This window comes from Nereida ignava (genome assembly GCF_001049735.1).
Lineage (GTDB): Bacteria > Pseudomonadota > Alphaproteobacteria > Rhodobacterales > Rhodobacteraceae > Nereida > Nereida ignava.
This window is the reverse complement of sequence record NZ_CVPC01000003.1, coordinates 220,846-242,437: the sequence shown is the minus strand read 5'-3', so window position 1 is coordinate 242,437 and position 21,592 is coordinate 220,846. Positions and strand designations below refer to the sequence as shown.

The following is a 21,592-nucleotide window of genomic DNA, read 5'->3' as shown; positions in this document are numbered from 1 at the left end:
TGCGGTTCAACAGACCACAACACCGATCAAAAAGCCCCCAACGCCAACCGCGTGGGGGCTTTTTCTTTGTCCCGCATTTGCCCCATTCTTGGTCTATTCGTTGCGCTTGCTGTCCGCTGGCTGCCACACTAGGCTACCGCAAAAGAGCATGTCTGATCTGTGGAGGCCCCAATGAACGCGCAACACCCCGTCGATCCAATCCAGTCACACCCCGCTGGTCACGGCCCCGAACTTAGCCGTTTTGACTGGGCAGAGCCGTTTTTGTTGAATGCGCAGCTGACCGAAGAAGAGCGTATGCTGGCAGAAGCGGCAGAAACATTCAGCCAGAACGCCCTCGCCCCGCTCGTAACGGACAGTTACCGCGACGAAAGCTTTGATCGTTCACTCTTTGAGAAAATGGGCAGCGCGGGCCTTCTTGGTGCGACCATCCCTGAAAGCTACGGCGGGCTTGGTGCTGGCTACGTCAGCTACGGACTGATCGCACGCGCTGTTGAACGGGTCGACAGTGGCTATCGCTCCATGATGTCAGTGCAGTCATCCTTGGTGATGTATCCGATTTTCGCCTACGGAACCGAAGAACAGCGGCAAAAATACCTGCCCGGCCTTGCGGCAGGCACAAGCATCGGGTGTTTTGGCCTGACCGAACCGGACGCAGGAAGTGATCCCGCCGGAATGAAAACCACGGCCGTAAAAACCCCGACAGGCTACCGCCTTAATGGTGCAAAGATGTGGATTTCGAATGCCCCCGCCGCTGACGTTTTTGTTGTTTGGGCAAAATCAGAAGCCCACGGCGGCAAAATTCGTGGCTTTGTGTTGGACAAGGGAACCAAGGGGCTCAGCGCGCCTGTGATTAAAGGTAAGCTGTCGCTTCGGGCCTCTATCACAGGTGAAATCGTGATGAGCGATGTAGATGTGGGCGAAGATGCGTTGCTGCCGAATGTTGAAGGTCTCAAAGGACCATTTGGCTGTTTGAACCGCGCGCGCTACGGAATTTCTTGGGGTGTGATGGGCGCTGCCGAGGCATGCTGGCACGCAGCCCGGCAATATGGTTTGGACCGCCATCAGTTCGGTAAACCACTGGCTCAGACGCAACTTTTCCAGAAAAAGCTGGCTGACATGCAAACAGAAATCGCGCTTGGACTGCAGGGTTCATTGCAATTGGGACGCATGATGGATGGCGGCAGCGCAAGCCCCGAATTGATTAGCATGATGAAGCGAAACAACTGCGGCAAAGCGCTGGATGTGGCACGCCACGCCCGCGACATGCACGGGGGTAACGGCATTTCGGACGCGTTCCCTGTCATGCGCCACATGGTTAATTTGGAAACTGTGAACACCTATGAAGGTACGCACGACATCCATGCGCTTATTTTGGGGCGTGCCCAAACGGGGCTTCAGGCGTTCTTCTAGGCACGGTTAACGCAAGCTAAACCCTCTTAAAAAGCGCACGGTGGCTCCGCATTTTCGCCCTATTCGACCGGTAGCTGTGGCCCAACACCGCCTTTCGCCGAAGGGCAAGACTGGCCGGAGCACACCATGCAGGACGACGCGAACCTTTTTCGCCCCCCGCTAAGCGATTTGTCCCTGAAGGACTGGACCCAAGCGATGCGAAAGCTGGGCCGGCAATATGGGATGTATGAAGAACTGGGCCAGCAGCACGCGTCGCTATTCGTCGATGATGGTCCGACGTTGCTTGTCACTTTTGAAGCCGTCGAGCACATCCGCAACACCTACGAGTCCGGCGAGCCCGTTGGCTTTGAGTTGGTCCGTGAGGCGGGTTGGTCGCATCTGTGCTTGCTTACATCGGCTGATACATGGTTTCGCGACGCCGCCGTTTACGAGTTTTTTGACAAATTAAGTGATGACGGCTTTTTTGACGCCTACGACCGCGTGATCTTTTACGGCGCTGACATGTGCGGTTATGCGGCCGCTGCCTTTAGCGTCGCCTCCCCCGGCGCCACTGTCATCTGCCTGCAGCCGCAGGCCACGCTTAATCCACGCATCACTGGATGGGACAAGCGCTTTGCCCCCCACAGGCGGCTAAGTTTTGAGGACCGCTACGGCTATGCGCCCGATATGATTGATGCCGCCGAAGATGTATTTGTTCTTTATGACCCGTCGGTCAGGGATGAATTTGCGCAGGCGTCACTTTTTCACAAAGCGCACACGACCATGGTGCCTTTGCGCCATATGAGCGGTGACCTAGAGGCTGATTTGATTGAGATGCAGGTTCTCTACCGCATGCTGGCACAAGCGGGCACCGGCAAACTAAACAGACAATCTTTGCATAAACTGATGCGCCTACGCCGCAAGCATGTGCCTTTCTTGCGCCGCGCAGTGCTGGCAGTTGAAGCGCAAGAAAAACCCATGCGCCTTGCAAAACTCTGCCGCGCCATCGGCCAACACTACCGCATGCCGATCGCCCGCCGCAGACTAAGCGCGTTGATGGACAAGGGCATTGCCCTTCCCGATCCCTTGCGACCGCCGCGCTAACAGCAGGTCACGCACTCTAAGTTCAACGTTCCTCACAGAGACCGCTGAAAAGAGAAAGGCCCCGCACAGAATGCAGGGCCATCAAAACTCATAGTCAGGGAACGAGTTGGTAATCAGATGTAGTATAGATCGCGGAAAACATGCAGCGCGATAGTGTCACGTGTCATGCCGAGTGCGGCGAGTTCTTCGTCAGTTTTCGCACGCAACTCATCCATTTTGGCCACACGACCTTGCACATTCAAAGACGCCTCACGTGCAACTGCGATGGATGTAAAAAAGGAACCAATTGCGGCAAAAAAGCCAGTGCGAGGAGCGGATGCGACGGTGTCAGTGTAAAAAGCCATTTCGATATTCCTACGGTGAGCTGCGTTTGTCTGTTGAGTTAGATGTAGACAAATGCTGCAGCGCAGAGTAGCCGGTAAATCCGCAATCCCGCCATGCATCTAACGCAGGGCTGATACTTACCTCTTTGATTTCACTTCACTTTAGAGACAAAGGTTTCAGTTACCAAATGAGCTAAACCTACATCACATCGAAAAAAACAGCTAAATCATCGGCACGCTGGCGGGTCAAATACGTCTTGCAGCCAAGATAAAGCTGTCCGGAGATACTACCGCCTTGGGCCGTTGCCGCCTCGGACGCGCAGGCCAGATCGCGGTATTTGATCCACGCGCGCTGTGCCTGACGCAACAGGCGCGCTGTCTCATCACTCTCAAGGTTTTGTGCGCGCTCCATCGCACCTCGATACGCCAAGTTGAGGCGCGCATCCTCACGTGCAAAGGCCTCCCCCTCGCAATACGTCATTTCCAATTGGTTTTGCGGATCGTCACAATTTACATCGGCACCATAAGCCTGATCCGCTTGGGCATTATGTGGAGTCAGACAAAGGCCACCAACAATAAATGCCAGAGCACCTGCGCACGCGGCATTATTCACCCGACCGAAATCCTGCAATGATGCGTTGCCCGTAAAGGCCGATCAGAGTGCCGAGCGCCAGCAGGAATGCAGACGACGAGATATCGAGCAGTCCGCAAATCAGCGATGCCCCAATCATCAAGACCAGTACAGAGATCACATCCATTTCCGCCGGCTCAAGGTTAAGTTTGATCAGGCTAATTTTTTCAATCGCTGTCCGAAGCGGCTGCTCTACACGCGGCACAGCAAGTCCGCAGCCAATTCCAAGAAAAAATGTTAACATCATATTCTCAACCTCACGCGTAACTCATTAACTCAGCACCAAAATGACCGACACGAGCCCACAGGTCCAGATCATGCCGCCCGCAATAAGCGTATTATCACCGATTGCGTACAGCTGCTTTGCTGCATCGACCTATTCAATTCTTCTGGCCCTTTGGTGGGGTTTTGATGTATCGCGCCTGCATGAGCACTTCATTGACCATCCGCCGCCCCGATGATTGGCACCTGCACCTGCGCGACGGCGCAATGCTTGAAGCCGTCTTGCCCGAAACAGCCCGTCATTTCGGGCGTGCAATCATTATGCCGAACTTGGTTCCGCCAGTGGTAACGGCAGACGACGCAAACGCATACCGTGCGCGCATCATGAATGCCTTGCCGGCAGGCATGCAGTTCGATCCGCTGATGATGCTCTATTTGACCGAACAAACCGATCCTGCCGATGTTGTAGCCGCCCACAAAGCAGGGCTTATCACCGGCGTGAAGCTCTATCCCGCAGGCGCCACCACAAACTCTGCATCCGGTGTGCGTGATATGGACAAAGTGCGTCCTGTTCTTGAAGCCATGGCCGAAGCTGGTGTGCCCCTGTGCTGTCACGGTGAGGTCACTGATGCGGACATTGATATTTTCGACCGTGAAGCAGTTTTCATCGACCGCATTCTGGAGCCATTGCGCCGCGACGTACCGCAATTGCGTGTCACAATGGAGCACATCACAACCTCAACAGCCGTTGAATATGTGCGCAGCGCGGATGCAAATCTTGCGGGTTCCATCACAACCCATCACCTGATCATCAACCGCAATCACATCTTGGTTGGCGGGATCAAACCCCACTACTACTGCTTGCCTGTCGCAAAGCGCGAAAGTCACCGCGTGGCATTGGTAGAGGCCGCCACCAGCGGTGATGCGAGGTTCTTCTTGGGCACGGACTCCGCGCCCCATACGGATCCGAACAAAGAGCAGGCCTGCGGATGCGCTGGCGTTTTCTCTGCGACCAACACGATGTCGTGCCTCGCACATGTTTTTGAAGTCGCGGGCGCGCTGGATAAACTTGAGGCTTTCGCCTCGCTCAACGGTCCTTTGCATTACGGCCTGCCGGCAAATAACACGACGATTACGCTGACCAAGCGCGATACGCCCGTTGGCTATCCTGAAAAACTGAACACCGGCGAGGGTCCCGTCACTCTCTTTGATCCGGGCTTCCCCCTTCACTGGCATATTGAGGCATAGATGATCCCTTCTTCCTTCCCCGACAGCACCGAAATCGCCCGTCTCACAGCGCGTATGTTGCTGGAAATTAAGGCCGTCCACTTTAACGCAGCCGAGCCGTTCAAGCTGGCATCAGGGCTTCCGTCCCCCACATATATTGATTGTCGCAAGCTTATCAGCCACCCGCGCATCCGCAGCACGTTGATGGATTTCTTGGTGGTCGAAACCATGCGCACAGCAGGTTTCGAGGCATTTGATAACATTGCCGGTGGCGAAACCGCGGGCATTCCGTTCTCGGCCTTAGTAGCCGAGCGCATGGCACTTCCAATGACCTACGTGCGCAAAAAACCCAAAGGTTATGGGCGCAACGCTCGAATCGAAGGCGACATGAGCGAAGGCCAGCGCGTGCTTTTGGTTGAAGATCTGACAACCGATGGGGGCAGCAAGCTGTCTTTTGTCGACGCAATCCGCGAAACCGGCGCGAGCTGTGCATGGACTGCGGTAATTTTCTACTACGGAATCTTCCCAGAGACGGAAAAAACACTTGGCGATCATGGGGTTGGTCTGATCAGCCTATGCACATGGTGGGATGTATTGGCCGAGGCAAAAGCCCAAGGCGCATTCGACTCCGCCACATTGACAGAAGTTGAGGCGTTTTTGAACGCCCCACGCGAATGGCAGAAGGCCAACGCCGACAAAGTCTAGCGCGACTTTTTTCGCGCTATCTTACGACACCACACGCATAGATATAGCGGCGCAGATTGCTTGCGCTGCTATATTTTGTTAAGAATAAGTTATTCACAGGATTATACAATTTGCCCTCTCCATGCGGGTTTGGCAAAATGTGAAAGGTGAAGGCTCTGCAAGAGCAGCATCTAAGTGGGTTTGACGCGCTGCGACAGCAGTTGGGGGAATGATGAACGAGATATCGAACATGGGCCAAGTGGTCCCCGTTGGTGCGCAAAATGGTGACGCTGGCGCGGACGCAGGACTTTTGCCGCACTCGATTGAGGCTGAACAGCAGCTGTTGGGCGCGATCCTTACCAATAACGATATCTTTGACCGCATCGACGCCATTCTGAACCCAGAGCATTTTTACGACCCCGTTCACACGCGCATCTATGAAACGGCAAAGGCACGGATTACCAAGAATGCGCTTGCGTCTCCTGTTACGCTCAAATCATTCATGGAAGATGACGAAGGGCTAAAAGAGCTTGGCGGTGCAACGTATTTGGCCAAGCTGGCAGGTGCGTCCGTTGCGGGGTTTGCCGCGCGGGACTACGCGCAAATGATTTATGATCTGGCGATCCGCCGTGAGTTGATCAGCGTAGGCCGCGATATCGCTGCGAAAGCAGGCAAAGTCGATGTGGACAGCGAGCCCAAAGAGCAAATCGTCGAAGCCGAGCAAAAGCTCTACGCACTTGCCGAACAAGGTCAGGCCGAACAGGGTTTTCAATCGTTTTTGAAAGCCGTCACTGACGCGGTGAATGTCGCAAACGCCGCCTATCAACGCGAAGGTGGCATGGCGGGGATCAGCACTGGGTTGGTCGACTTGGACAAGATGTTGGGCGGCTTGCACCGATCTGACCTACTCATTTTGGCGGGACGCCCGTCGATGGGTAAAACATCTCTTGCCACGAACATCGCGTTCAACATCGCCAAAGCCTACCGCAAAGGCATCACGCCCGAAGGACATGAAGGCGCTGAAGATGGCGGTGTTGTGGGCTTTTTCAGCCTTGAGATGAGCGCCGAACAGCTAGCGTCGCGGATTTTGTCCGAAGCTTCCGAAATCCCATCCGAACAGATCCGGAAGGGCGACATGACAGAAGGCGAATTCCGCCGTTTTGTGGATGCCGCCAAATCGCTTGAGGCCTGCCCGCTTTATATTGATGACACACCTGCCCTACCCATTTCGCAGCTTGCCGCACGGGCGCGCCGCTTGAAACGGACCCATGGGTTGGACGTGATCATCGTAGACTACCTGCAGCTTCTTCGCCCCGCGACCGCAAAAGACAGCCGCGTGAACGAAGTCTCGGAAATTACTCAGGGTCTTAAAGCGATTGCTAAGGAACTTGATATTCCGGTCATCGCGTTGTCACAGTTGTCGCGACAAGTGGAAAATCGCGAAGATAAGCGCCCGCAGTTGTCGGACCTTCGTGAATCCGGCTCAATTGAGCAAGACGCCGATATCGTTATGTTTGTGTACCGTGCTGAATATTACAAAGAGCGTGAAAAACCCGCAGATCACGAGCTAGACAAGATGGCTGCGTGGCAAGATGAGATGTCACAGCTTCACGGCAAAGCAGATGTCATTATCGGCAAACAGCGCCACGGTCCGATTGGCGATGTGCACTTGTCGTTTGAGGGTAAGTTCACACGTTTCGGCAACCTTGCCAAACCGTGGCAAGGCGACCAAGGCAGCGAATATTAATCAGCAGCTTAGCTCATCACAGTCGTTGGGGCGCGATCATTTGCGATCACTGCTTCGATCTGTGTGATCAGGCCCGAAATGCGCGCAATAACAACAACATCATCCAGCCCTGCACTTAGGGCTGGTGTGTCCTCGCCGCGCGGCCACAGCGCATCGACCAACACGCGCCCATAAAACGCCCCTGCATCGCTGCCCTGATCCACAAAATCAGCCAGAACATCTGCTACATCTTCTTTTAATGCCTCAATTGCGCCCGTTCCACGCACCGCATCAGAACATAAAAGCGCACGCTCACTCGACAACATGCGGCGATACTTCAACAGTGCTACCAAAACATCATTAATGCCTTCTGCTGCGCGCAACGTGGCAACCATCGCATCATGCTTAGGCCGAACAATATCAGCAGCAAGCGCGCCCAAATCCGGAAAATGGCGGTAAACTGTGGCACGGCCTAGGCCTGAGGCTTTCGCAACTTCTGTCATCGTGCGCGGAACATCGCCTGCGGCTGACATTTGCATCACATTGCCAAGGATGGTCTTTTTGGTTCTCAGCTTTGCGGAACTCACCGCCTCCGTGTTTGGTACTGCGGCGGGAACCTCGATTGAGGCAGGTGTTTGGCTTGGAAATTGCGTAATTTGCGACATGAGGCCACTCCGTTCTGGTGTGTTTTGACAGCAACCTAAGCCGCAAGCAGTTAAGCATCCGTAAATGCCCGTCTCTATTTGGCCTTGACCTTACCCGTAAGCTTAGGCACCCGTTCACTATGGCTACAGGAACTCTCACGATCTCACTGGACGCTGTCGTCCAAAACTGGCGCGCGCTGGATGCAATGTCCCAATCAGGGGTGCAAACGGCAGCCGTGATCAAAGCGGATGGCTACGGGCTTGGCTCGGACCGCGTTGCAAAATCTCTCGCCAATGCAGGTGCAAAGACGTTTTTCGTAGCAACGGCGCAAGAAGGCGCAAAAGTGCGCCAAGCGCTTGGCCCGGGCCTCGAGATCATGGTCTTTGGTGGCCACATGCGCGGCGACACAGACATCATCAATGATCTGCACCTGACGCCCTTATTGAACAGTGTCGAACAACTCACCCGCCACTTTGAAGCGCTGCCATCCGCACCCTTTGGCATTCAGCTTGATAGCGGAATGAACCGGCTTGGCATGGAACCCGGCGAATGGGCCGCGGTGCGCGACGTTGCCCTTGGTCAAGGCCCCGCCTTAGTGATGAGCCATCTGGCCTGTGCGGACGAGCCTGATCACCCGATGAACGATTTTCAATGCGACGTCTTTTTAGAGATGACCGCCGGTGTCCAAGCCCCCCTTTCGCTTGCCGCTACTGGCGGCACGTTGCTTGGGCCAAAGTTTCACTTCGACATGGTCCGCCCTGGTATCGGGCTTTACGGCGGACTGCCTTTCGCAGATGCCACACCGACGGTGCATCTATCACTGCCAATTATTCAGGTACGCGATGTGCTTGAAGGCGAGGCCGTTGGGTACGGCAACGCCTATATCGCGAAATCAGCACGCCGCGTTGCCACTGTCTCCGCTGGTTATGCGGACGGGTTGATCCGCGCTATTGGAAACGATGCAAAAGTATATGCAGGGGACACGGTGTGCCCTGTGATTGGCCGTGTCTCAATGGATTTGATCACCGTGGATATTACTGATCTGTCCGGCACCCCAGATGCACTTGATATTTTGTGTCCGCACCAAACCGTCGATGATCTGGCAGACAGTGCTGGCACCATCGGCTATGAAATCCTGACATCGCTCGGGCATCGTTACGAAAGACGCTACGCGTGATCCGGTCCGCTACATTACTTTTGGGCAGCACAGGCCGCGCTGTTCTAAACGCGATTGGCGCGATTGGCGCGGTCGCCCTGTTTGCTGCTCAAACAATCGGTCAAATTGCACGCCCCCCATTTTACTGGCGTGAATTTGTCTCAGCCTGCATCACCATTGGATACTTCAGCCTGCCTGTTGTGGGACTAACGGCGCTGTTTACAGGTGGGGCTCTTGCGCTGCAAATCTATGCCGGCGGCGCGCGGTTTAACGCAGAAGCAGTGGTACCGTCGATTGTCGCCATCGGAATGGTCCGCGAGTTGGGACCCGTCTTGGGTGGTCTTATGGTTGCGGCGCGTGTTGCCTCATCGATTGCCGCCGAAATCGGTACAATGAAAGTAACCGAACAAATTGATGCACTGGTCACCCTGTCGACCAACCCGATGAAATACCTCACTGTTCCACGGGTTCTGGCCGCCACACTGACTGTACCTGTATTGGTGCTTATCGGTGACATCATCGGGATTATGGGCGGCTATCTTGTTGGCACAAGCAGGCTTGGGTTCAACGCAGCCGCGTATTTGCAAAACACCGCTGATTTTCTGGAGTTTTGGGACATTGCGAGCGGCCTTGTGAAAGGCGCGGTTTTTGGGTTCATTGTCGCATTGATGGGCTGCTATTTTGGCATGACTTCAGGACGCGGCGCGCAAGGTGTAGGTGCCGCAACAAAAGCGGCTGTGGTGGCGGCTAGTGTGCTTATCTTAGCTGCTAACTACATTCTAACAGAGGCGTTTTTCACAGCATGATCCGCCTCAAAAACGTTCATAAAGCCTTTGGAAACAATGCCGTACTAAACGGAGTTGATCTTCATGTCCCTAAAGGGGAAAGCATGGTGATCATTGGTGGTTCAGGCACAGGCAAGTCTGTAACGCTGAAATGTATTCTTGGGCTGGTAAAACCTGATATCGGCACCATTACGGTGGCGGACAAAGACATCAAAGACGGCGACCGTGATGCGCTGCTGTCGCGTTTCGGAATGCTGTTTCAGGGCGGCGCGCTTTTTGACAGCATGCCGGTTTGGCAAAATATCGCTTTTCGCCTTGTTCAATCGGGCGTCTCAACCGACGAAGCCCGTGCGCTGGCAATTGAAAAGCTGCGACGCGTCGGCCTCAAACCTGATGTCGCAGACCGGTTTCCGGCCGAGCTGTCCGGCGGCATGCAAAAGCGCGTAGGGCTTGCGCGCGCCATCGCCGCCGACCCCGAGATTATTTTCTTCGACGAGCCCACCACCGGTCTCGACCCAATTATGGCAGGTGTGATCAACGATTTGATCCGTGAAATTGTCGTGGAAATGGGCGCAACCGCGATGACCATCACCCATGATATGTCATCAGTCCGCGCCATCGCCGACCGCGTTGCAATGTTGCACGACGGGACGATCAAATGGACCGGCACGGTTACGGAAATGGACACGACGGGCGATCCTTACGTGCATCAGTTTATCAACGGACTAAGCGAAGGTCCCATTGCGGCAATTCGCTAGCCTGGGCTTATTTTCAAGCGAATTACGACGCGCCCAAAGGATATGCTACTGTCAACCATAGCCCTTGAGGTACTTCTTCAGGGATGAACTAAATCGACAGCGGCGGAGGTTTCGAGTGTGATGAAGGTGTTGATTGCCGCAAATGCCCTTTTGCTGATCCTGTTCCCCCTATCGTGGTTTGCGCCCCTCATGCGTGCAGGTCTGCTGCCGCTGTTCGGTCTTAACGAAATTTCACTTTGGTCGGGCATTGCAAGCCTTTGGCAGACCGATGTGCTTCTTGCTTTGGTTGTTATTATCTTTGCGATCATCGCCCCAATCGCAAAAACGCTTGGTCTGTTGCTTGTTCAGTTGCGCATTATGGCACCAACCGCCCTGCCATTGATCGGCGTGTTGGGCAAATTTGCGATGGCAGATGTCTTCTTGATCGCGCTCTACATTGTTTTGGCGAAAGGCGCGGGCTTTGGGCGGGTTGAGCCAGCTTGGGGATTATATCTTTTCACTGCTACAATCCTCGCCTCATTGTGCCTGTCCATTGCAACCGCGCGCAGCTTGCGGCACTAACGAAACGCAAGGGCTCGCAAAGGACGTAACATGGCCAAATCAGCCAGCTTTCGCTGCACATCATGCGCCGCCGTCACGTCCAAATGGTCGGGGCAGTGTGATAGCTGTGGCGAGTGGAACTCGATTGAAGAAGAAAAGGCCTTGTCCTCGGGACCTGCCTCCAAATCCCTTGGCATGCGTCGTGGCAAAGCCTTGAACCTGACCGATCTGGCAGCACAAGACACACCACCTGCGCGAACTTTGTCGGGCGTCGAAGAACTTGACCGCGTTTTGGGGGGCGGATTGGTCGAGGCCTCTGCCCTGCTTGTGGGCGGCGACCCAGGCATCGGTAAGTCAACACTCTTGCTGCAAGCGGCGGCAAGGTTTGCGCGCAACGGCCTCAAGGTTGTCTATGTCTCGGGCGAAGAAGCAGCGGGACAAGTCCGCATGCGCGCTCAGCGTCTTAAACTTACCAGCAGCCCTGTCTTATTAGCCGCTGAGACAAACCTGCGCGATATTCTGACCACCCTCGAAGACGAAAAGCCTGATCTATGCATCATCGATTCAATCCAGACAATGTGGGCCGATCACGTTGAGGCAGCACCTGGATCGGTCAGTCAGGTGCGGGCAGCGGCCCATGAGTTGACAAGTTTTGCCAAGCGCAACGGCATCGCCGTGATCATGGTCGGTCACGTCACTAAAGGTGGGCAAATTGCTGGGCCGCGCGTTGTTGAACACATGGTAGATACAGTCCTTTATTTTGAGGGCGAGCGCGGCCACCCGTTCCGGATTTTGCGCGCCGTTAAGAACCGCTTTGGCCCTGCAGACGAGATCGGTGTTTTTGAAATGACGGGCCGCGGTCTTGCGGAAGTCAAAAACCCCTCTGCCCTCTTTCTATCCGAACGGGGCAAACCAACACCGGGCTCCGTTGTTTTTGCGGGCATAGAAGGCTCACGGCCCGTTTTGTGTGAATTCCAAGCGCTCGTGGCCCCTTCTCCACATGCCCAACCCCGCCGAACAGTTGTGGGGTGGGATGGGGGCCGTCTTGCTATGATTTTGGCCGTGCTGGAGGCGCGCGCAGGTGTGCCGTTCACCGGACTTGATGTGTATCTCAATGTGGCCGGTGGGATGCGCGTGACCGAACCCGCAGCAGATCTGGCCGTGGCCGCCGCTTTGGTGAGCGCACGCGAGGACGCAACACTGCCTGCAGACAGTGTCATATTTGGCGAAATCAGCCTGTCCGGTGCGCTCAGACCGGCCTCCCAAACCGAAAATAGGTTGAAAGAAGCCCAAAAACTTGGTTTTAGCGGTGCCATTACGGCGCAAACTGCAAAACCACCTGCGACACAGGGTATGGCGCTGCGGCAAATGCCAGATCTAGCGAGTTTCGTGACTGAAATCTTTGGCGACAGGTAACGCCAGCAAGAAGGACAAGTGTAAATGGACGGATTCACTCTGATTGATGGAATTGTAGCGCTTGTGATCGTGGTTTCCGCGTTGCTTGCATACTCCCGTGGTTTTGTCCGCGAGGCACTTTCCATCGCAGGTTGGATCGGGGCTGCTATCTTGGCGTCTGTTTTTGCCTCACAAGCTGAACCGTTGGTCAAAGAGCTGCCCGTCATTGGCGGATTTATCGGTGAAAGCTGTGAGTTGGCCATCATCGCCGCTTTTGCAGCCGTGTTTGCGCTTGCCCTTGTGATCATGTCGATCATCACCCCACTTTTTTCATCCCTTGTGCAGCGATCTGTCTTGGGCGGGCTTGATCAGGGCATCGGCTTTTTGTTTGGCGTATTGCGCGGCATCGTTTTGGTGGCTGTCGCGTTCTTTGTCTACGACGTGGTGCTGACCAGTCAAAACCTCGATATGATCGACAACTCCCGCTCGGCGGCCGTGTTCGGCAAGCTTACAGGGCAAGTCGAAGAGCGCAATCCAGAGCAGGCATTGGGCTGGGTTACAGCACAATATGAGAACCTTGTCGGGGAATGCGGCGCTGCCACTTAACCCACAAGATATTTACTTTATGTAAACCGTTTAGGTTTCGTTCATACAAATCGCGTTATCTGTATCTGACAACTTATTTAGTCGGTGACAGTAATGGATGTTTTGGTTCTCGAAGATTCACAAGAATTGCGTCAGGTTTGGTGTGATTTTCTCGAGGACGAAGGGCACGCCGTAACGGCGGTCGACAACGCTGAAAGCGCGATGGCGGCAATGCACGAGCAACCCTATGATTTGCTTATGCTCGACCTGCATCTGGAACGCGGCACCTCAATCGGTGTGTCACATTACGCTCGCACAGCCCTACCCGACTGCCGGATCATCATGATCACCGGTGAACGCGTTTTTGCACATGGCAACCACATGGCCGAAATGCCTGGGGTGGATTGGCTTTTACGCAAACCGGTTTCACTTCCTGATCTTGCAGCCCTTATTGATTACGCTGCGATGTCGCACTCGCCCAAAGCTGAGCGGGCTTAATATGACGGACGTTCAAAAATACAATCAACGCAAAACATTTGCTGGCGTGATGGGATTAACCATCGTTGTCGCCGCTGTGACTTGGGTCTACCTGAATGCAGAACGCAATGACCAAGCGATCCGCGCAACCCAAGCCCGCGCAGATGCCTTTGCCAAAACACTCAAAGCTGATCTGACAAACCGCAAAGAGGCAGCCAAACGTATGGCATCACGGATTGCCTTTGCGGGGCAACTAGACACCGATGCTTTCTTGGATGATGCCCAAAATCACCTAGATGACATGCCCGGCAATCTTGCTATGAGCTGGCTCGACAACAACTTTATCGCGCGATCAACTGCGCCCATTACAAACACAGTTGCCAACGGTCGTGATATTTCTGCAGTCAGCCCCGACAGGCGCCGCGCATTGTTCGCGGGCCGCGACAGCAAACAAACCACAATGACAGACCCAGTGCCCCTTTTGAACGGTGATGGCATCGGCTTTTTGGTGTTTGAGCCGGTGTTCAATGCAGGTCAATTCATGGGCGGCATTGTGTCCGTGTTCTCGGTGGGAACATGGTTGAAGGAGCTAGCACCCGCAGATGTCAGCACGTCTTTGACCCTCAGCGGAGAGCAAATCTTTGCGTCACCAGACTTTGCCTCAAATCCGGCAACGAAAATTGCCACCGCCAGCGCACAATACCTTGGCAATGAATTGAACGTCGCGCTGAAACCTCGTGCGGCTTTCTTGCAAGCACAACAAACATATACGCCCGAAATCGGGGCCATGTTTGCAGGTATTTTAACACTGATGGGCGGGCTTTTGCTGCTAAGTGCGAACGGCTTGCGCAATGCACGCATAGCCAGCATCCGTGACCAAGACGAGTTGGAGTACAAAAACGCACAGTTGCGCGACGAAGTCCTCTACCGAAAATCTGCTGAGGCAGCTGCTAAAAAAGCCGATGATGCCAAATCGCGCTTCCTAGCGGTGATGAGCCACGAAATCCGCACGCCTTTGAACGCAATCATGGGAATGTTTGAATTGATCGAACGGGCAGACATTCCGGAACGCCAAAAACGTCAGGCGGTCAGTGGCCACCGCTCAGCAGAACGCTTGTTTGCAGAACTCACCAAAGTGCTTGATGTGTCGCGCCTTGATGCAGAGGTCGTTAACATCACCCCCACCAAAGTACGCACAAACCTAGCCATTGAGGAGTTGCGCTCACAGCTTAGCGGCTTTCAGGCGCGCGCTGGCAACAACATATCAACAGAACTTACCGTAGACCCTGCCATTCCGCAGAGTATTTGCATTGATCTGGAGCGGGTTTCACAAATTTTGACGAACCTTTTGGACAATGCTTTCAAATTCACCGAAAGCGGCCAAGTCAGCATGCATATTCACATCGACAAAGACTCCGATGGTTTGATCTTTGACATCTGTGATACGGGGCCAGGCATTTCGAAAAGTCATGAGGCCGAGCTGTTCAAGCGTTTCTATCAAATCGACAACGGCGTCGCACGTCGCGCAGAGGGCAGCGGCCTTGGCCTGTCGATCAGCAAGGAAGTCGCCGCCCTATTATCGGGCACCCTTTCCGTTCGCCCTAACAGCCCCAAGGGCAGCATATTTACACTGACACTATATGATTGGCGACAAGTCGATGCAGAAATTGCTTGATGAACCTTCCGTAATACACGAACCGACGGCGAATACCGTGACTAAAAAAGTATTGATTGTAGAAGACGATCCCGCGACGCAATTCATGATGGCAGAGTTCATGGATGCCTTGGGCTATAGCTATGAGTTGGCTGAGGATGGGGACATCTGCCTTGATCTTCTGGCCAATGAAAGCCACAGATTTGCGCTTATTCTGATGGACATCCATATGCCTAAATTTTCGGGCATCGAGGCGTCTGCGCGCATTCGCGATATGCAAGAAGACCCGCCCCGCAACCTGCCGATTTATTTGATGTCAGCGGATCAAAACTACCACAGCCCCCGCGCCGCCCATGACTTGGGACTAACCGGCGCGCTTCCCAAGCCCGTGCACATGGGGGAACTCGACAGCCTTTTGGGCAGCTACTTGTAATCGCGCGCGCGGCATAGTTACCCGACCGTTCATTTTACACCTGAAATCGCGTAGCTTGTTAGGAAACTTCCGTGACACCGACAAAGCGAGTGGCTACAACGGCCACACCTGACGCGGATTCGGAGATGCACCCGTTGTGACTGAGACACCTCACACCTCCCGCCCTGAGAGCACCCCAACATCTTTGGCCCAAGAGCCAGTCTTTCGGGCCGACCCGTTTGATGATGATAAGCTAAAAGAAGAATGCGGCATTTTTGGTGTACACGGCCAACAAGATGCCGCAAACTTTGTGGCACTCGGGCTGCACGCCCTGCAACACCGCGGCCAAGAAGCAGGTGGCATCGTTGCGCATCACCCCGAACACGGTTTCAACAACGCGCGCCGTTTTGGCTATGTCCGCGACAACTTCACGTCTCACTCTGTGATGGAAACCCTGCCCGGGCCTGTTGCGATCGGGCATGTGCGTTATTCAACCGCTGGTTCCAAAGGCCAGACGTCAATCCGTGACGTGCAGCCTTTCTTTGGTGAGTTTTCCATGGGCGGTGCGGCCATTGCCCACAACGGCAACATCACCAACGCCGATGCGCTGCGCCGTGAATTGACCGAACGCGGCAGCATTTTCCAAAGCTCGTCCGACAGTGAATGTATCCTGCACCTGATGGCGCGTTCGCTTCAGCGCACGATCCCCGAACGGATGGAAGATGCGCTGCGCCGCGTGGAAGGTGCGTTTTCAGTTGTTGCAATGACCCGCACAAAACTGATCGGCGTGCGTGACCCACTTGGCGTTCGCCCGCTGGTACTTGGCAAACTTGGGGATGGCTACGCGCTATCATCAGAGACCTGTGGCCTTGATATCATCGGTGCAGAGTTCGTCCGTGAGATCAAACCCGGCGAGATGGTCGTGATTACCGATAATGGCGTTGAAAGCTCTTACCCCTTCCGCCCACAACGCCCCCGTTTCTGTATTTTCGAGCACGTCTATTTCAGCCGCCCAGACAGTATTCTTGGCGGGCGTAGCGTGTATGAAACCCGCGAGGCAATTGGCCGCGAGTTAGCAAAAGAGAACCCGGTTGAGGCCGATCTTGTTTGCCCTGTGCCTGACAGTGGCACCCCTGCGGCGATTGGTTTCAGCCTTGAAAGCGGCATTCCCTATGCAATGGGCATCATCCGCAACCAATACATGGGCCGCACATTCATTGAGCCCACGGAGCAAATCCGCAACATGGGTGTCCGCCTTAAACTCAACGTCAACCGCGCGCTGATCAAAGGAAAGCGCGTGATCTTGGTCGACGATAGCGTTGTGCGCGGTACCACCAGCCGCAAAATCAAAGAGATGATTTTGGATGCTGGCGCAAAAGAAGTGCACTTCCGCATCGCGTCGCCCCCCACAGCTTGGCCTTGTTTTTACGGCGTTGATACGCCTCAGCGTGAAAAGCTACTTGCGGCAACCATGTCTGAGGACGAGATGCGCCAGCACCTTGAAGTGGACAGCCTGAAATTCATCTCACTCGATGGTCTTTACCGTGCCGTGGGCGAGGCAGAGGGCCGCGATCCGCAGCATCCGCAGTATTGTGACGCGTGTTTCAGCGGTGAATATCCCGTTAAGCCGACTGATATGATCGAAAAAGGCTTTGAAATGAAGGCTGCTGAATAGGCCATGGGCCCGCGCATCCTGATCCTTGGAAGTGGTCCGGATGCGACACAAGCCGCCAATTGGGACCGCGGTATTTTCGACCACATAGTGGTGATAAACAACGCGTGGCGGGTCCGCCCTGATTGGTCGCATCTTATTCATCCCGAAGACTTTTCCGCGGACAAACGTCCCGCAACGGTGTCGCCACTCCAAAAGATCATTACTGCAGATGACTATGTCGCGGTGCAAAATACATACGGCGGCTTTGTTTACGCCGGTGGGACAATGGCTTTCACTGCTGGATACTGGGCGTTGGGTGCGCTGCGCCCGTCTGTGATGGCATTCTTTGGATGTGACATGATGTACGCCGCCCAAGGCAACACCCACTTTTATGGCAAGGGCACCTCTGACCCTCTACGCGAGGACATAAGCCTTCGTTCGCTTGAAGCTAAATCCGCCCGCTTAGCACTTCATGCAAACGCCCAAGGCTGCAACGTCGTAAACTTGTCAGATGCGCCAAGCCGGCAAGTCTTTCCACGGGCCAAACTTGCAGACATCAGACACCTGCAAACCACGCCGCCCCCACCTTCTGATGTGGCGATGGCGGATGTGCTTAGTGCAGAAAAATCAATTGGCTATTTTGTGGCTTCGGGGCGTTATTGGGAAAGCTCAGCACAATTTGACGTAGACGAGATTGATCGTCTTGATGCCATGTGGCGCGCGGCCTATTTGCCATCTTGACGTTCCAGCCCTCACGCAGCACACCACGCATATGACGAATGACACAAAAATCGCCCTCATCACCGGTGCCAGCCGCGGCCTTGGCCATGCGCTTGCGCTCGCCCTTGCGCCGACCCATCACATCATTGCCGTTGGCAAAACCGTTGGGGCCCTCGAAGAGCTTGATGATCTAATTCAAGCACAGGGTGGTCAGGCAACTTTGGCTCCGATGAGCATTCAGACAGAAGCCGCCATGCAGCAACTGTGCCGTTCTATCCACGATCGGTGGGGGCAAATTGATTTTTGGGCGCATACAGCAATTCACGCAGCCCCCTTGGCACCGGCAAATGCGATGGGACCAAAAGACTGGTCAAAATCCGTTGATATCAACGTGAATGCCACAGCACAGTTGATCCCGATGGTTGCGCCCCTGTTGCGTCCAACCGCGCATGCTGTGTTTTTCGATGATGCTGCTGTCGGTCAGAAATTCTACGGCGCCTATGGTGCAACGAAAGCCGCACAGATTGCGCTTGCCAAAAGCTGGCAGGCGGAAAGTGCCAATATTGGCCCACACATTCACATCACAACACCTGCCCCAATGCCCACCAGCACACGCGCGCGTTTTCACCCCGGTGAGGACAGGAACCTGCTGACAGATCCCGCAGATGAAGCAAAACGCATCTTGGCAGATATTTTTTAGGCCCGCAGCACCGCTCTGCTTGCCCCACGCCCTTTGCTCGCCTAACGCGGGGTATGCGTATTTTAATTACAAATGATGACGGCATCGCTGCCCCCGGCCTCAAGGTTATGGAGGCCATTGCGCGCGACGTCGCGGGCCCTGATGGTGATGTCTGGACCGTAGCGCCCGCGTTCGAACAATCAGGCGTGGGCCATTGCATCAACTATACCCACCCCACAATGATCTCCGAATTGGGGCCACAGCGCTTTGCGGCCGAAGGCGCGCCCGCAGATTGTGTTTTAGCAGGACTGCACCACGTCATGACAGACTGCCCGCCCGATTTGGTTTTATCCGGCGTGAACCGTGGGAACAACTCAGCCGAGAACACGCTTTATTCAGGCACCATTGGTGCTGCGATGGAAGCAGCACTTCAAGGGCTGCCCGCAATTGCGCTGTCGCAATACTACGGGCCTGCCATGAAAGACTTGGACGATCCGTTCGAAGGGGCAGCCGCGTTTGGCGCGGAGGTTGTTAAGCAGCTTTTGAAAACAGGATTTGAGACACCAGATGCACACGGGTACCGCACATTTTATAATGTGAACTTCCCGCCCGTTGCCGCAGCAGATGTCAAAGGCACCCAAGTCGTACGCCAAGGTCGCAGGCAAGGCACAAGCTTCAGCGTGTCCCCCCAAAACTCCCCCACAGGTCGACAGTTCATGTGGGTGAAAGGTGGCGATCAGCGTGCCCCGTCAGCCGCAGGTACCGACGCGGCGGTAAACCTTGCAGGCTACATCAGCGTCACCCCGATGCGCGCAGATTTGACAGCGACAGATGAGCTTGACCGCCTATCACAGGCATTTGACCGCCCATGAACGCGCCAAGTTACACCCCCGAGCAGAAGATGCAGTTTCTCTTTGCGCTCCGCTCTCGCGGGTTAACGGACGCTCGCGTGCTCAATGCCATGGAGGCGGTGGACCGCGCACAATTTGTCCAAGACGGTGTCTTTAAAGACCGCGCATACGAAGACATGCCCCTACCGATTGCGTGTGGCCAAACCATCAGCCAGCCTTCCGTTGTTGGTCTGATGACCCAAGCACTTGACCTAGGTCCGCGCCATCACGTTCTCGAAATTGGTACGGGCTCTGGCTATCAAGGCGCAATTCTATCTCATCTGGCGCGGCGGGTGTTCACCGTTGATCGTCACAAGCGCCTTGTCGATGATGCGCGCGCGACTTTTGAGGCGTTAGACCTGCGCAACATTACGGCCGTCACCGCGGACGGCAGCCGTGGTTTGCCTGACCAAGCGCCCTTTGATCGCATCATTGTCACCGCCGCCGCCGAAGACCCCCCGGGCCCCCTCTTGGCGCAATTGAAAATCGGGGGTATCATGGTTGTACCCTGCGGACAGGCGGAGACGGTTCAGACCCTCGTAAAGGTTGTTCGCGGCGAAGATGGATTTGACTATACCGAACTGCGCGACGTGCGGTTCGTACCTCTACTTGAAGGGGTCAGCCGCGACTAAAGTGGCGCGGCACACTAAAACAGAGGCCAAAAGGCCCGTAAATTGAGCAGTTACGCTATGGCGAACGACCATGGCACAGCATATTGAGGAACAGGCCATGTACGCCATCAAATTTTCAATGCCGGCAAAAGCAATTGTCTTATGTTCGACCCTCGCCCTTGTTGCAGGTTGCGAGCAGGTCAAACAATGGGATTTTGATTTGCGCGGACTTACTGGCAACGGCGCTGATACATCATCCGCAACGCGTGGTGCCTCGGCATCCCGCCCCGAACCTGATAACCGTGGCATCATCAGTTATCCCAACTATCAAGTTGCTGTTGCACGTGACGGCGACACACTTCAGGCCGTCGCTGACCGCATTGGCGTTAATGCTAATGAGCTGGCGCGCTTTAACGGCATTCGACCTAGCGACCCGTTGCGCAGTGGTGAGGTTGTGGCCCTGTCCAATCGCGTGGCAGAGCCTTCCCCCGCCACAGGTGCATCCGCCACCGGGCCAATCCGAGCACCATCATCGGTTGACGTGACAACACTTGCCGGCAGCGCGATCGATAAAGCAGAGGCCCAAGCAGGCGCTGCACCAACGGCATCTGCATTGCCTCAAACGGGCGTAGAACCTATCCGCCACCGTGTTGAACGTGGCGAAACTGCATTTTCTGTTGCCCGCCTTTACGGCGTCAACGTCCGCTCACTTGCAGATTGGAACAGCCTTGGATCGGACTTGGCCGTGCGCGAGGGCCAGTTTTTGTTGATCCCCGTAGCACCCCCTGCCCCAGTAGCCGCAAGCGCCACCAAACCAGGTGCGGGTTCAAACGCCCCGACGCCACCATCAGCAGCGACCCCCCTGCCAAGTGATGTGCCCGGTGCTGCCGACGCACAAGACGCAACACCCCAAGCGCCAGATTTGGGCACCAGCACAACACCGGCTGCCGCCACGGCGCGCTTTTTGTATCCTGTGCGCGGCTCAATCATTCGCGAGTACAAAAAGAACGTAAACGAAGGCATCGACATCGGTGCGCCCGCAGGCACGAATGTTAAGGCAGCCGACGCAGGTCAGGTGATCTTGATCAGCAAAGACACGGACCAAATCCCAATTATCATCATGCGCCACAGCGATGGTCTAATCACTGTTTATGCAAATGTGGACGGTCTGCGGGTCAAAAAAGGCGACAAAGTAAAGCGCGGCGAGACCATCGCAAAAGTGCGGGCCACAAGCCCAAGCTTTTTGCACTTTGAAGTCCGCAAAGGCTTCGACAGCGTTAATCCCGCGCCGTATTTGCCGAAGTAAGCCGGCTTAATCAGGTGCG

Annotated in this window: 24 protein-coding genes; 20 read left to right on the top strand and 4 right to left on the bottom strand. The window is 55.0% G+C overall.

The window, feature by feature from the left end:
- Window positions 1-171: 171 nt before the first annotated feature.
- Together NIG5292_RS03390 and NIG5292_RS03385 are read left to right on the top strand one after the other, a co-directional pair.
- Entirely contained in the window at window positions 172-1,410 is a 1,239-nt protein-coding gene (locus NIG5292_RS03390; RefSeq protein ID WP_048598000.1) for an acyl-CoA dehydrogenase, read from the top strand.
- Between the two features lie 126 nt (window positions 1,411-1,536).
- Window positions 1,537-2,493, top strand: coding sequence for a hypothetical protein (locus NIG5292_RS03385; RefSeq protein WP_053084826.1), 957 nt, complete (start codon window positions 1,537-1,539; stop codon window positions 2,491-2,493).
- A 113-nt stretch (window positions 2,494-2,606) separates the two neighbouring features.
- Here the strand turns inward: NIG5292_RS03385 and NIG5292_RS03380 are convergent, their stop codons facing one another.
- The 3 genes from NIG5292_RS03380 to NIG5292_RS03370 form a co-directional block, all read right to left on the bottom strand.
- Window positions 2,607-2,837, bottom strand: coding sequence for a hypothetical protein (locus tag NIG5292_RS03380; RefSeq protein ID WP_048597998.1), 231 nt, complete (start codon window positions 2,835-2,837; stop codon window positions 2,607-2,609).
- A gap of 178 nt (window positions 2,838-3,015) precedes the next feature.
- On the bottom strand, window positions 3,016-3,429 hold the full coding sequence (locus tag NIG5292_RS03375) for a lysozyme inhibitor LprI family protein (RefSeq protein WP_048597996.1): 414 nt from the start codon (window positions 3,427-3,429) through the stop codon (window positions 3,016-3,018).
- On the bottom strand, window positions 3,422-3,694 hold the full coding sequence (locus NIG5292_RS03370) for a hypothetical protein (RefSeq protein ID WP_048597992.1): 273 nt from the start codon (window positions 3,692-3,694) through the stop codon (window positions 3,422-3,424). The genes NIG5292_RS03375 and NIG5292_RS03370 overlap by 8 nt, the downstream gene beginning before the upstream one ends.
- A gap of 179 nt (window positions 3,695-3,873) precedes the next feature.
- Between NIG5292_RS03370 and pyrC the strand changes: the two genes are divergently transcribed.
- The 3 genes from pyrC to NIG5292_RS03355 all read left to right on the top strand — a co-directional run bounded on the left by pyrC (window position 3,874) and on the right by NIG5292_RS03355 (window position 7,327).
- The gene (pyrC, locus tag NIG5292_RS03365) at window positions 3,874-4,917 is read left to right on the top strand and encodes a dihydroorotase (RefSeq protein ID WP_048597991.1); all 1,044 of its coding nucleotides are present in this window, start codon (window positions 3,874-3,876) and stop codon (window positions 4,915-4,917) included.
- Complete coding sequence (locus NIG5292_RS03360) at window positions 4,918-5,601, top strand: orotate phosphoribosyltransferase (protein ID WP_048597990.1); 684 nt, start codon at window positions 4,918-4,920, stop codon at window positions 5,599-5,601.
- 229 nt (window positions 5,602-5,830) lie between these two features.
- The gene (locus NIG5292_RS03355; protein WP_143081930.1) at window positions 5,831-7,327 is read left to right on the top strand and encodes a replicative DNA helicase; all 1,497 of its coding nucleotides are present in this window, start codon (window positions 5,831-5,833) and stop codon (window positions 7,325-7,327) included.
- 8 nt (window positions 7,328-7,335) lie between these two features.
- On the opposite strand, the gene NIG5292_RS03350 is transcribed toward NIG5292_RS03355, so the two are convergent.
- On the bottom strand, window positions 7,336-7,971 hold the full coding sequence (locus NIG5292_RS03350; protein WP_048597987.1) for a TetR/AcrR family transcriptional regulator: 636 nt from the start codon (window positions 7,969-7,971) through the stop codon (window positions 7,336-7,338).
- A 119-nt stretch (window positions 7,972-8,090) separates the two neighbouring features.
- Here NIG5292_RS03350 and alr point away from each other — a divergent pair, with 119 nt between their 5' ends.
- The 15 genes from alr (at window position 8,091) to NIG5292_RS03275 (ending at window position 21,573) form a co-directional block, all read left to right on the top strand.
- Window positions 8,091-9,128: an alanine racemase gene (alr, locus tag NIG5292_RS03345; protein ID WP_048597985.1), complete on the top strand. Its 1,038-nt coding sequence runs from the start codon at window positions 8,091-8,093 to the stop codon at window positions 9,126-9,128.
- Window positions 9,129-9,148: 20 nt separating this feature from the next.
- On the top strand, window positions 9,149-9,913 hold the full coding sequence (locus tag NIG5292_RS03340) for an MlaE family ABC transporter permease (protein WP_143081931.1): 765 nt from the start codon (window positions 9,149-9,151) through the stop codon (window positions 9,911-9,913).
- Complete coding sequence (locus NIG5292_RS03335; protein WP_048597983.1) at window positions 9,910-10,650, top strand: ABC transporter ATP-binding protein; 741 nt, start codon at window positions 9,910-9,912, stop codon at window positions 10,648-10,650. The genes NIG5292_RS03340 and NIG5292_RS03335 overlap by 4 nt, the downstream gene beginning before the upstream one ends.
- 120 nt (window positions 10,651-10,770) lie before the next feature.
- The gene (locus NIG5292_RS03330) at window positions 10,771-11,211 is read left to right on the top strand and encodes a paraquat-inducible protein A (protein ID WP_048597981.1); all 441 of its coding nucleotides are present in this window, start codon (window positions 10,771-10,773) and stop codon (window positions 11,209-11,211) included.
- 30 nt (window positions 11,212-11,241) lie between these two features.
- On the top strand, window positions 11,242-12,606 hold the full coding sequence (gene radA, locus NIG5292_RS03325; protein WP_048597979.1) for a DNA repair protein RadA: 1,365 nt from the start codon (window positions 11,242-11,244) through the stop codon (window positions 12,604-12,606).
- 24 nt (window positions 12,607-12,630) lie between these two features.
- Window positions 12,631-13,191, top strand: coding sequence for a CvpA family protein (locus NIG5292_RS03320; RefSeq protein ID WP_048597977.1), 561 nt, complete (start codon window positions 12,631-12,633; stop codon window positions 13,189-13,191).
- Window positions 13,192-13,284: 93 nt separating this feature from the next.
- Window positions 13,285-13,668 (top strand): response regulator, encoded by a 384-nt coding sequence (locus tag NIG5292_RS03315; RefSeq protein WP_048597975.1) that lies wholly within the window; start codon window positions 13,285-13,287, stop codon window positions 13,666-13,668.
- Window position 13,669: 1 nt separating this feature from the next.
- Entirely contained in the window at window positions 13,670-15,322 is a 1,653-nt protein-coding gene (locus NIG5292_RS03310; protein ID WP_048597973.1) for an ATP-binding protein, read from the top strand.
- Between the two features lie 37 nt (window positions 15,323-15,359).
- Window positions 15,360-15,734: a response regulator gene (locus tag NIG5292_RS03305; RefSeq protein ID WP_158441643.1), complete on the top strand. Its 375-nt coding sequence runs from the start codon at window positions 15,360-15,362 to the stop codon at window positions 15,732-15,734.
- 184 nt (window positions 15,735-15,918) lie between these two features.
- Complete coding sequence (purF, locus tag NIG5292_RS03300; protein ID WP_048598189.1) at window positions 15,919-17,388, top strand: amidophosphoribosyltransferase; 1,470 nt, start codon at window positions 15,919-15,921, stop codon at window positions 17,386-17,388.
- A 3-nt stretch (window positions 17,389-17,391) separates the two neighbouring features.
- A complete protein-coding gene (locus NIG5292_RS03295; protein WP_048597969.1) occupies window positions 17,392-18,108 on the top strand; it encodes a hypothetical protein in 717 nt (238 codons plus the stop codon).
- A gap of 31 nt (window positions 18,109-18,139) precedes the next feature.
- On the top strand, window positions 18,140-18,787 hold the full coding sequence (locus tag NIG5292_RS03290; protein ID WP_048598188.1) for an SDR family NAD(P)-dependent oxidoreductase: 648 nt from the start codon (window positions 18,140-18,142) through the stop codon (window positions 18,785-18,787).
- Between the two features lie 53 nt (window positions 18,788-18,840).
- A complete protein-coding gene (gene surE / locus NIG5292_RS03285) occupies window positions 18,841-19,638 on the top strand; it encodes a 5'/3'-nucleotidase SurE (protein WP_048597967.1) in 798 nt (265 codons plus the stop codon).
- A complete protein-coding gene (locus NIG5292_RS03280) occupies window positions 19,635-20,288 on the top strand; it encodes a protein-L-isoaspartate(D-aspartate) O-methyltransferase (RefSeq protein ID WP_048597965.1) in 654 nt (217 codons plus the stop codon). Before surE ends, NIG5292_RS03280 begins: the two co-directional genes overlap by 4 nt.
- 70 nt (window positions 20,289-20,358) lie before the next feature.
- Window positions 20,359-21,573 carry a M23 family metallopeptidase gene (locus NIG5292_RS03275; RefSeq protein WP_233488153.1) on the top strand — a complete coding sequence of 405 codons (1,215 nt, stop codon included), beginning with the start codon at window positions 20,359-20,361 and terminating at the stop codon, window positions 21,571-21,573.
- Window positions 21,574-21,592 lie beyond the last annotated feature (19 nt).

Coding starts and splice junctions, on each gene's coding strand:
- NIG5292_RS03390 (WP_048598000.1), top strand. CDS start 172: ATGAACGCGCAACACCCCGTCGATCCAATCCAGTCACACCCCGCTGGT.
- NIG5292_RS03385 (WP_053084826.1), top strand. CDS start 1,537: ATGCAGGACGACGCGAACCTTTTTCGCCCCCCGCTAAGCGATTTGTCC.
- NIG5292_RS03380 (WP_048597998.1), bottom strand. CDS start 2,837: ATGGCTTTTTACACTGACACCGTCGCATCCGCTCCTCGCACTGGCTTT.
- NIG5292_RS03370 (WP_048597992.1), bottom strand. CDS start 3,694: ATGATGTTAACATTTTTTCTTGGAATTGGCTGCGGACTTGCTGTGCCG.
- pyrC (WP_048597991.1), top strand. CDS start 3,874: ATGAGCACTTCATTGACCATCCGCCGCCCCGATGATTGGCACCTGCAC.
- NIG5292_RS03360 (WP_048597990.1), top strand. CDS start 4,918: ATGATCCCTTCTTCCTTCCCCGACAGCACCGAAATCGCCCGTCTCACA.
- NIG5292_RS03355 (WP_143081930.1), top strand. CDS start 5,831: ATGGGCCAAGTGGTCCCCGTTGGTGCGCAAAATGGTGACGCTGGCGCG.
- NIG5292_RS03350 (WP_048597987.1), bottom strand. CDS start 7,971: ATGTCGCAAATTACGCAATTTCCAAGCCAAACACCTGCCTCAATCGAG.
- alr (WP_048597985.1), top strand. CDS start 8,091: ATGGCTACAGGAACTCTCACGATCTCACTGGACGCTGTCGTCCAAAAC.
- NIG5292_RS03335 (WP_048597983.1), top strand. CDS start 9,910: ATGATCCGCCTCAAAAACGTTCATAAAGCCTTTGGAAACAATGCCGTA.
- NIG5292_RS03330 (WP_048597981.1), top strand. CDS start 10,771: ATGAAGGTGTTGATTGCCGCAAATGCCCTTTTGCTGATCCTGTTCCCC.
- radA (WP_048597979.1), top strand. CDS start 11,242: ATGGCCAAATCAGCCAGCTTTCGCTGCACATCATGCGCCGCCGTCACG.
- NIG5292_RS03320 (WP_048597977.1), top strand. CDS start 12,631: ATGGACGGATTCACTCTGATTGATGGAATTGTAGCGCTTGTGATCGTG.
- NIG5292_RS03315 (WP_048597975.1), top strand. CDS start 13,285: ATGGATGTTTTGGTTCTCGAAGATTCACAAGAATTGCGTCAGGTTTGG.
- NIG5292_RS03310 (WP_048597973.1), top strand. CDS start 13,670: ATGACGGACGTTCAAAAATACAATCAACGCAAAACATTTGCTGGCGTG.
- NIG5292_RS03295 (WP_048597969.1), top strand. CDS start 17,392: ATGGGCCCGCGCATCCTGATCCTTGGAAGTGGTCCGGATGCGACACAA.
- NIG5292_RS03290 (WP_048598188.1), top strand. CDS start 18,140: ATGACGAATGACACAAAAATCGCCCTCATCACCGGTGCCAGCCGCGGC.
- surE (WP_048597967.1), top strand. CDS start 18,841: ATGCGTATTTTAATTACAAATGATGACGGCATCGCTGCCCCCGGCCTC.
- NIG5292_RS03280 (WP_048597965.1), top strand. CDS start 19,635: ATGAACGCGCCAAGTTACACCCCCGAGCAGAAGATGCAGTTTCTCTTT.
- NIG5292_RS03275 (WP_233488153.1), top strand. CDS start 20,359: ATGGCACAGCATATTGAGGAACAGGCCATGTACGCCATCAAATTTTCA.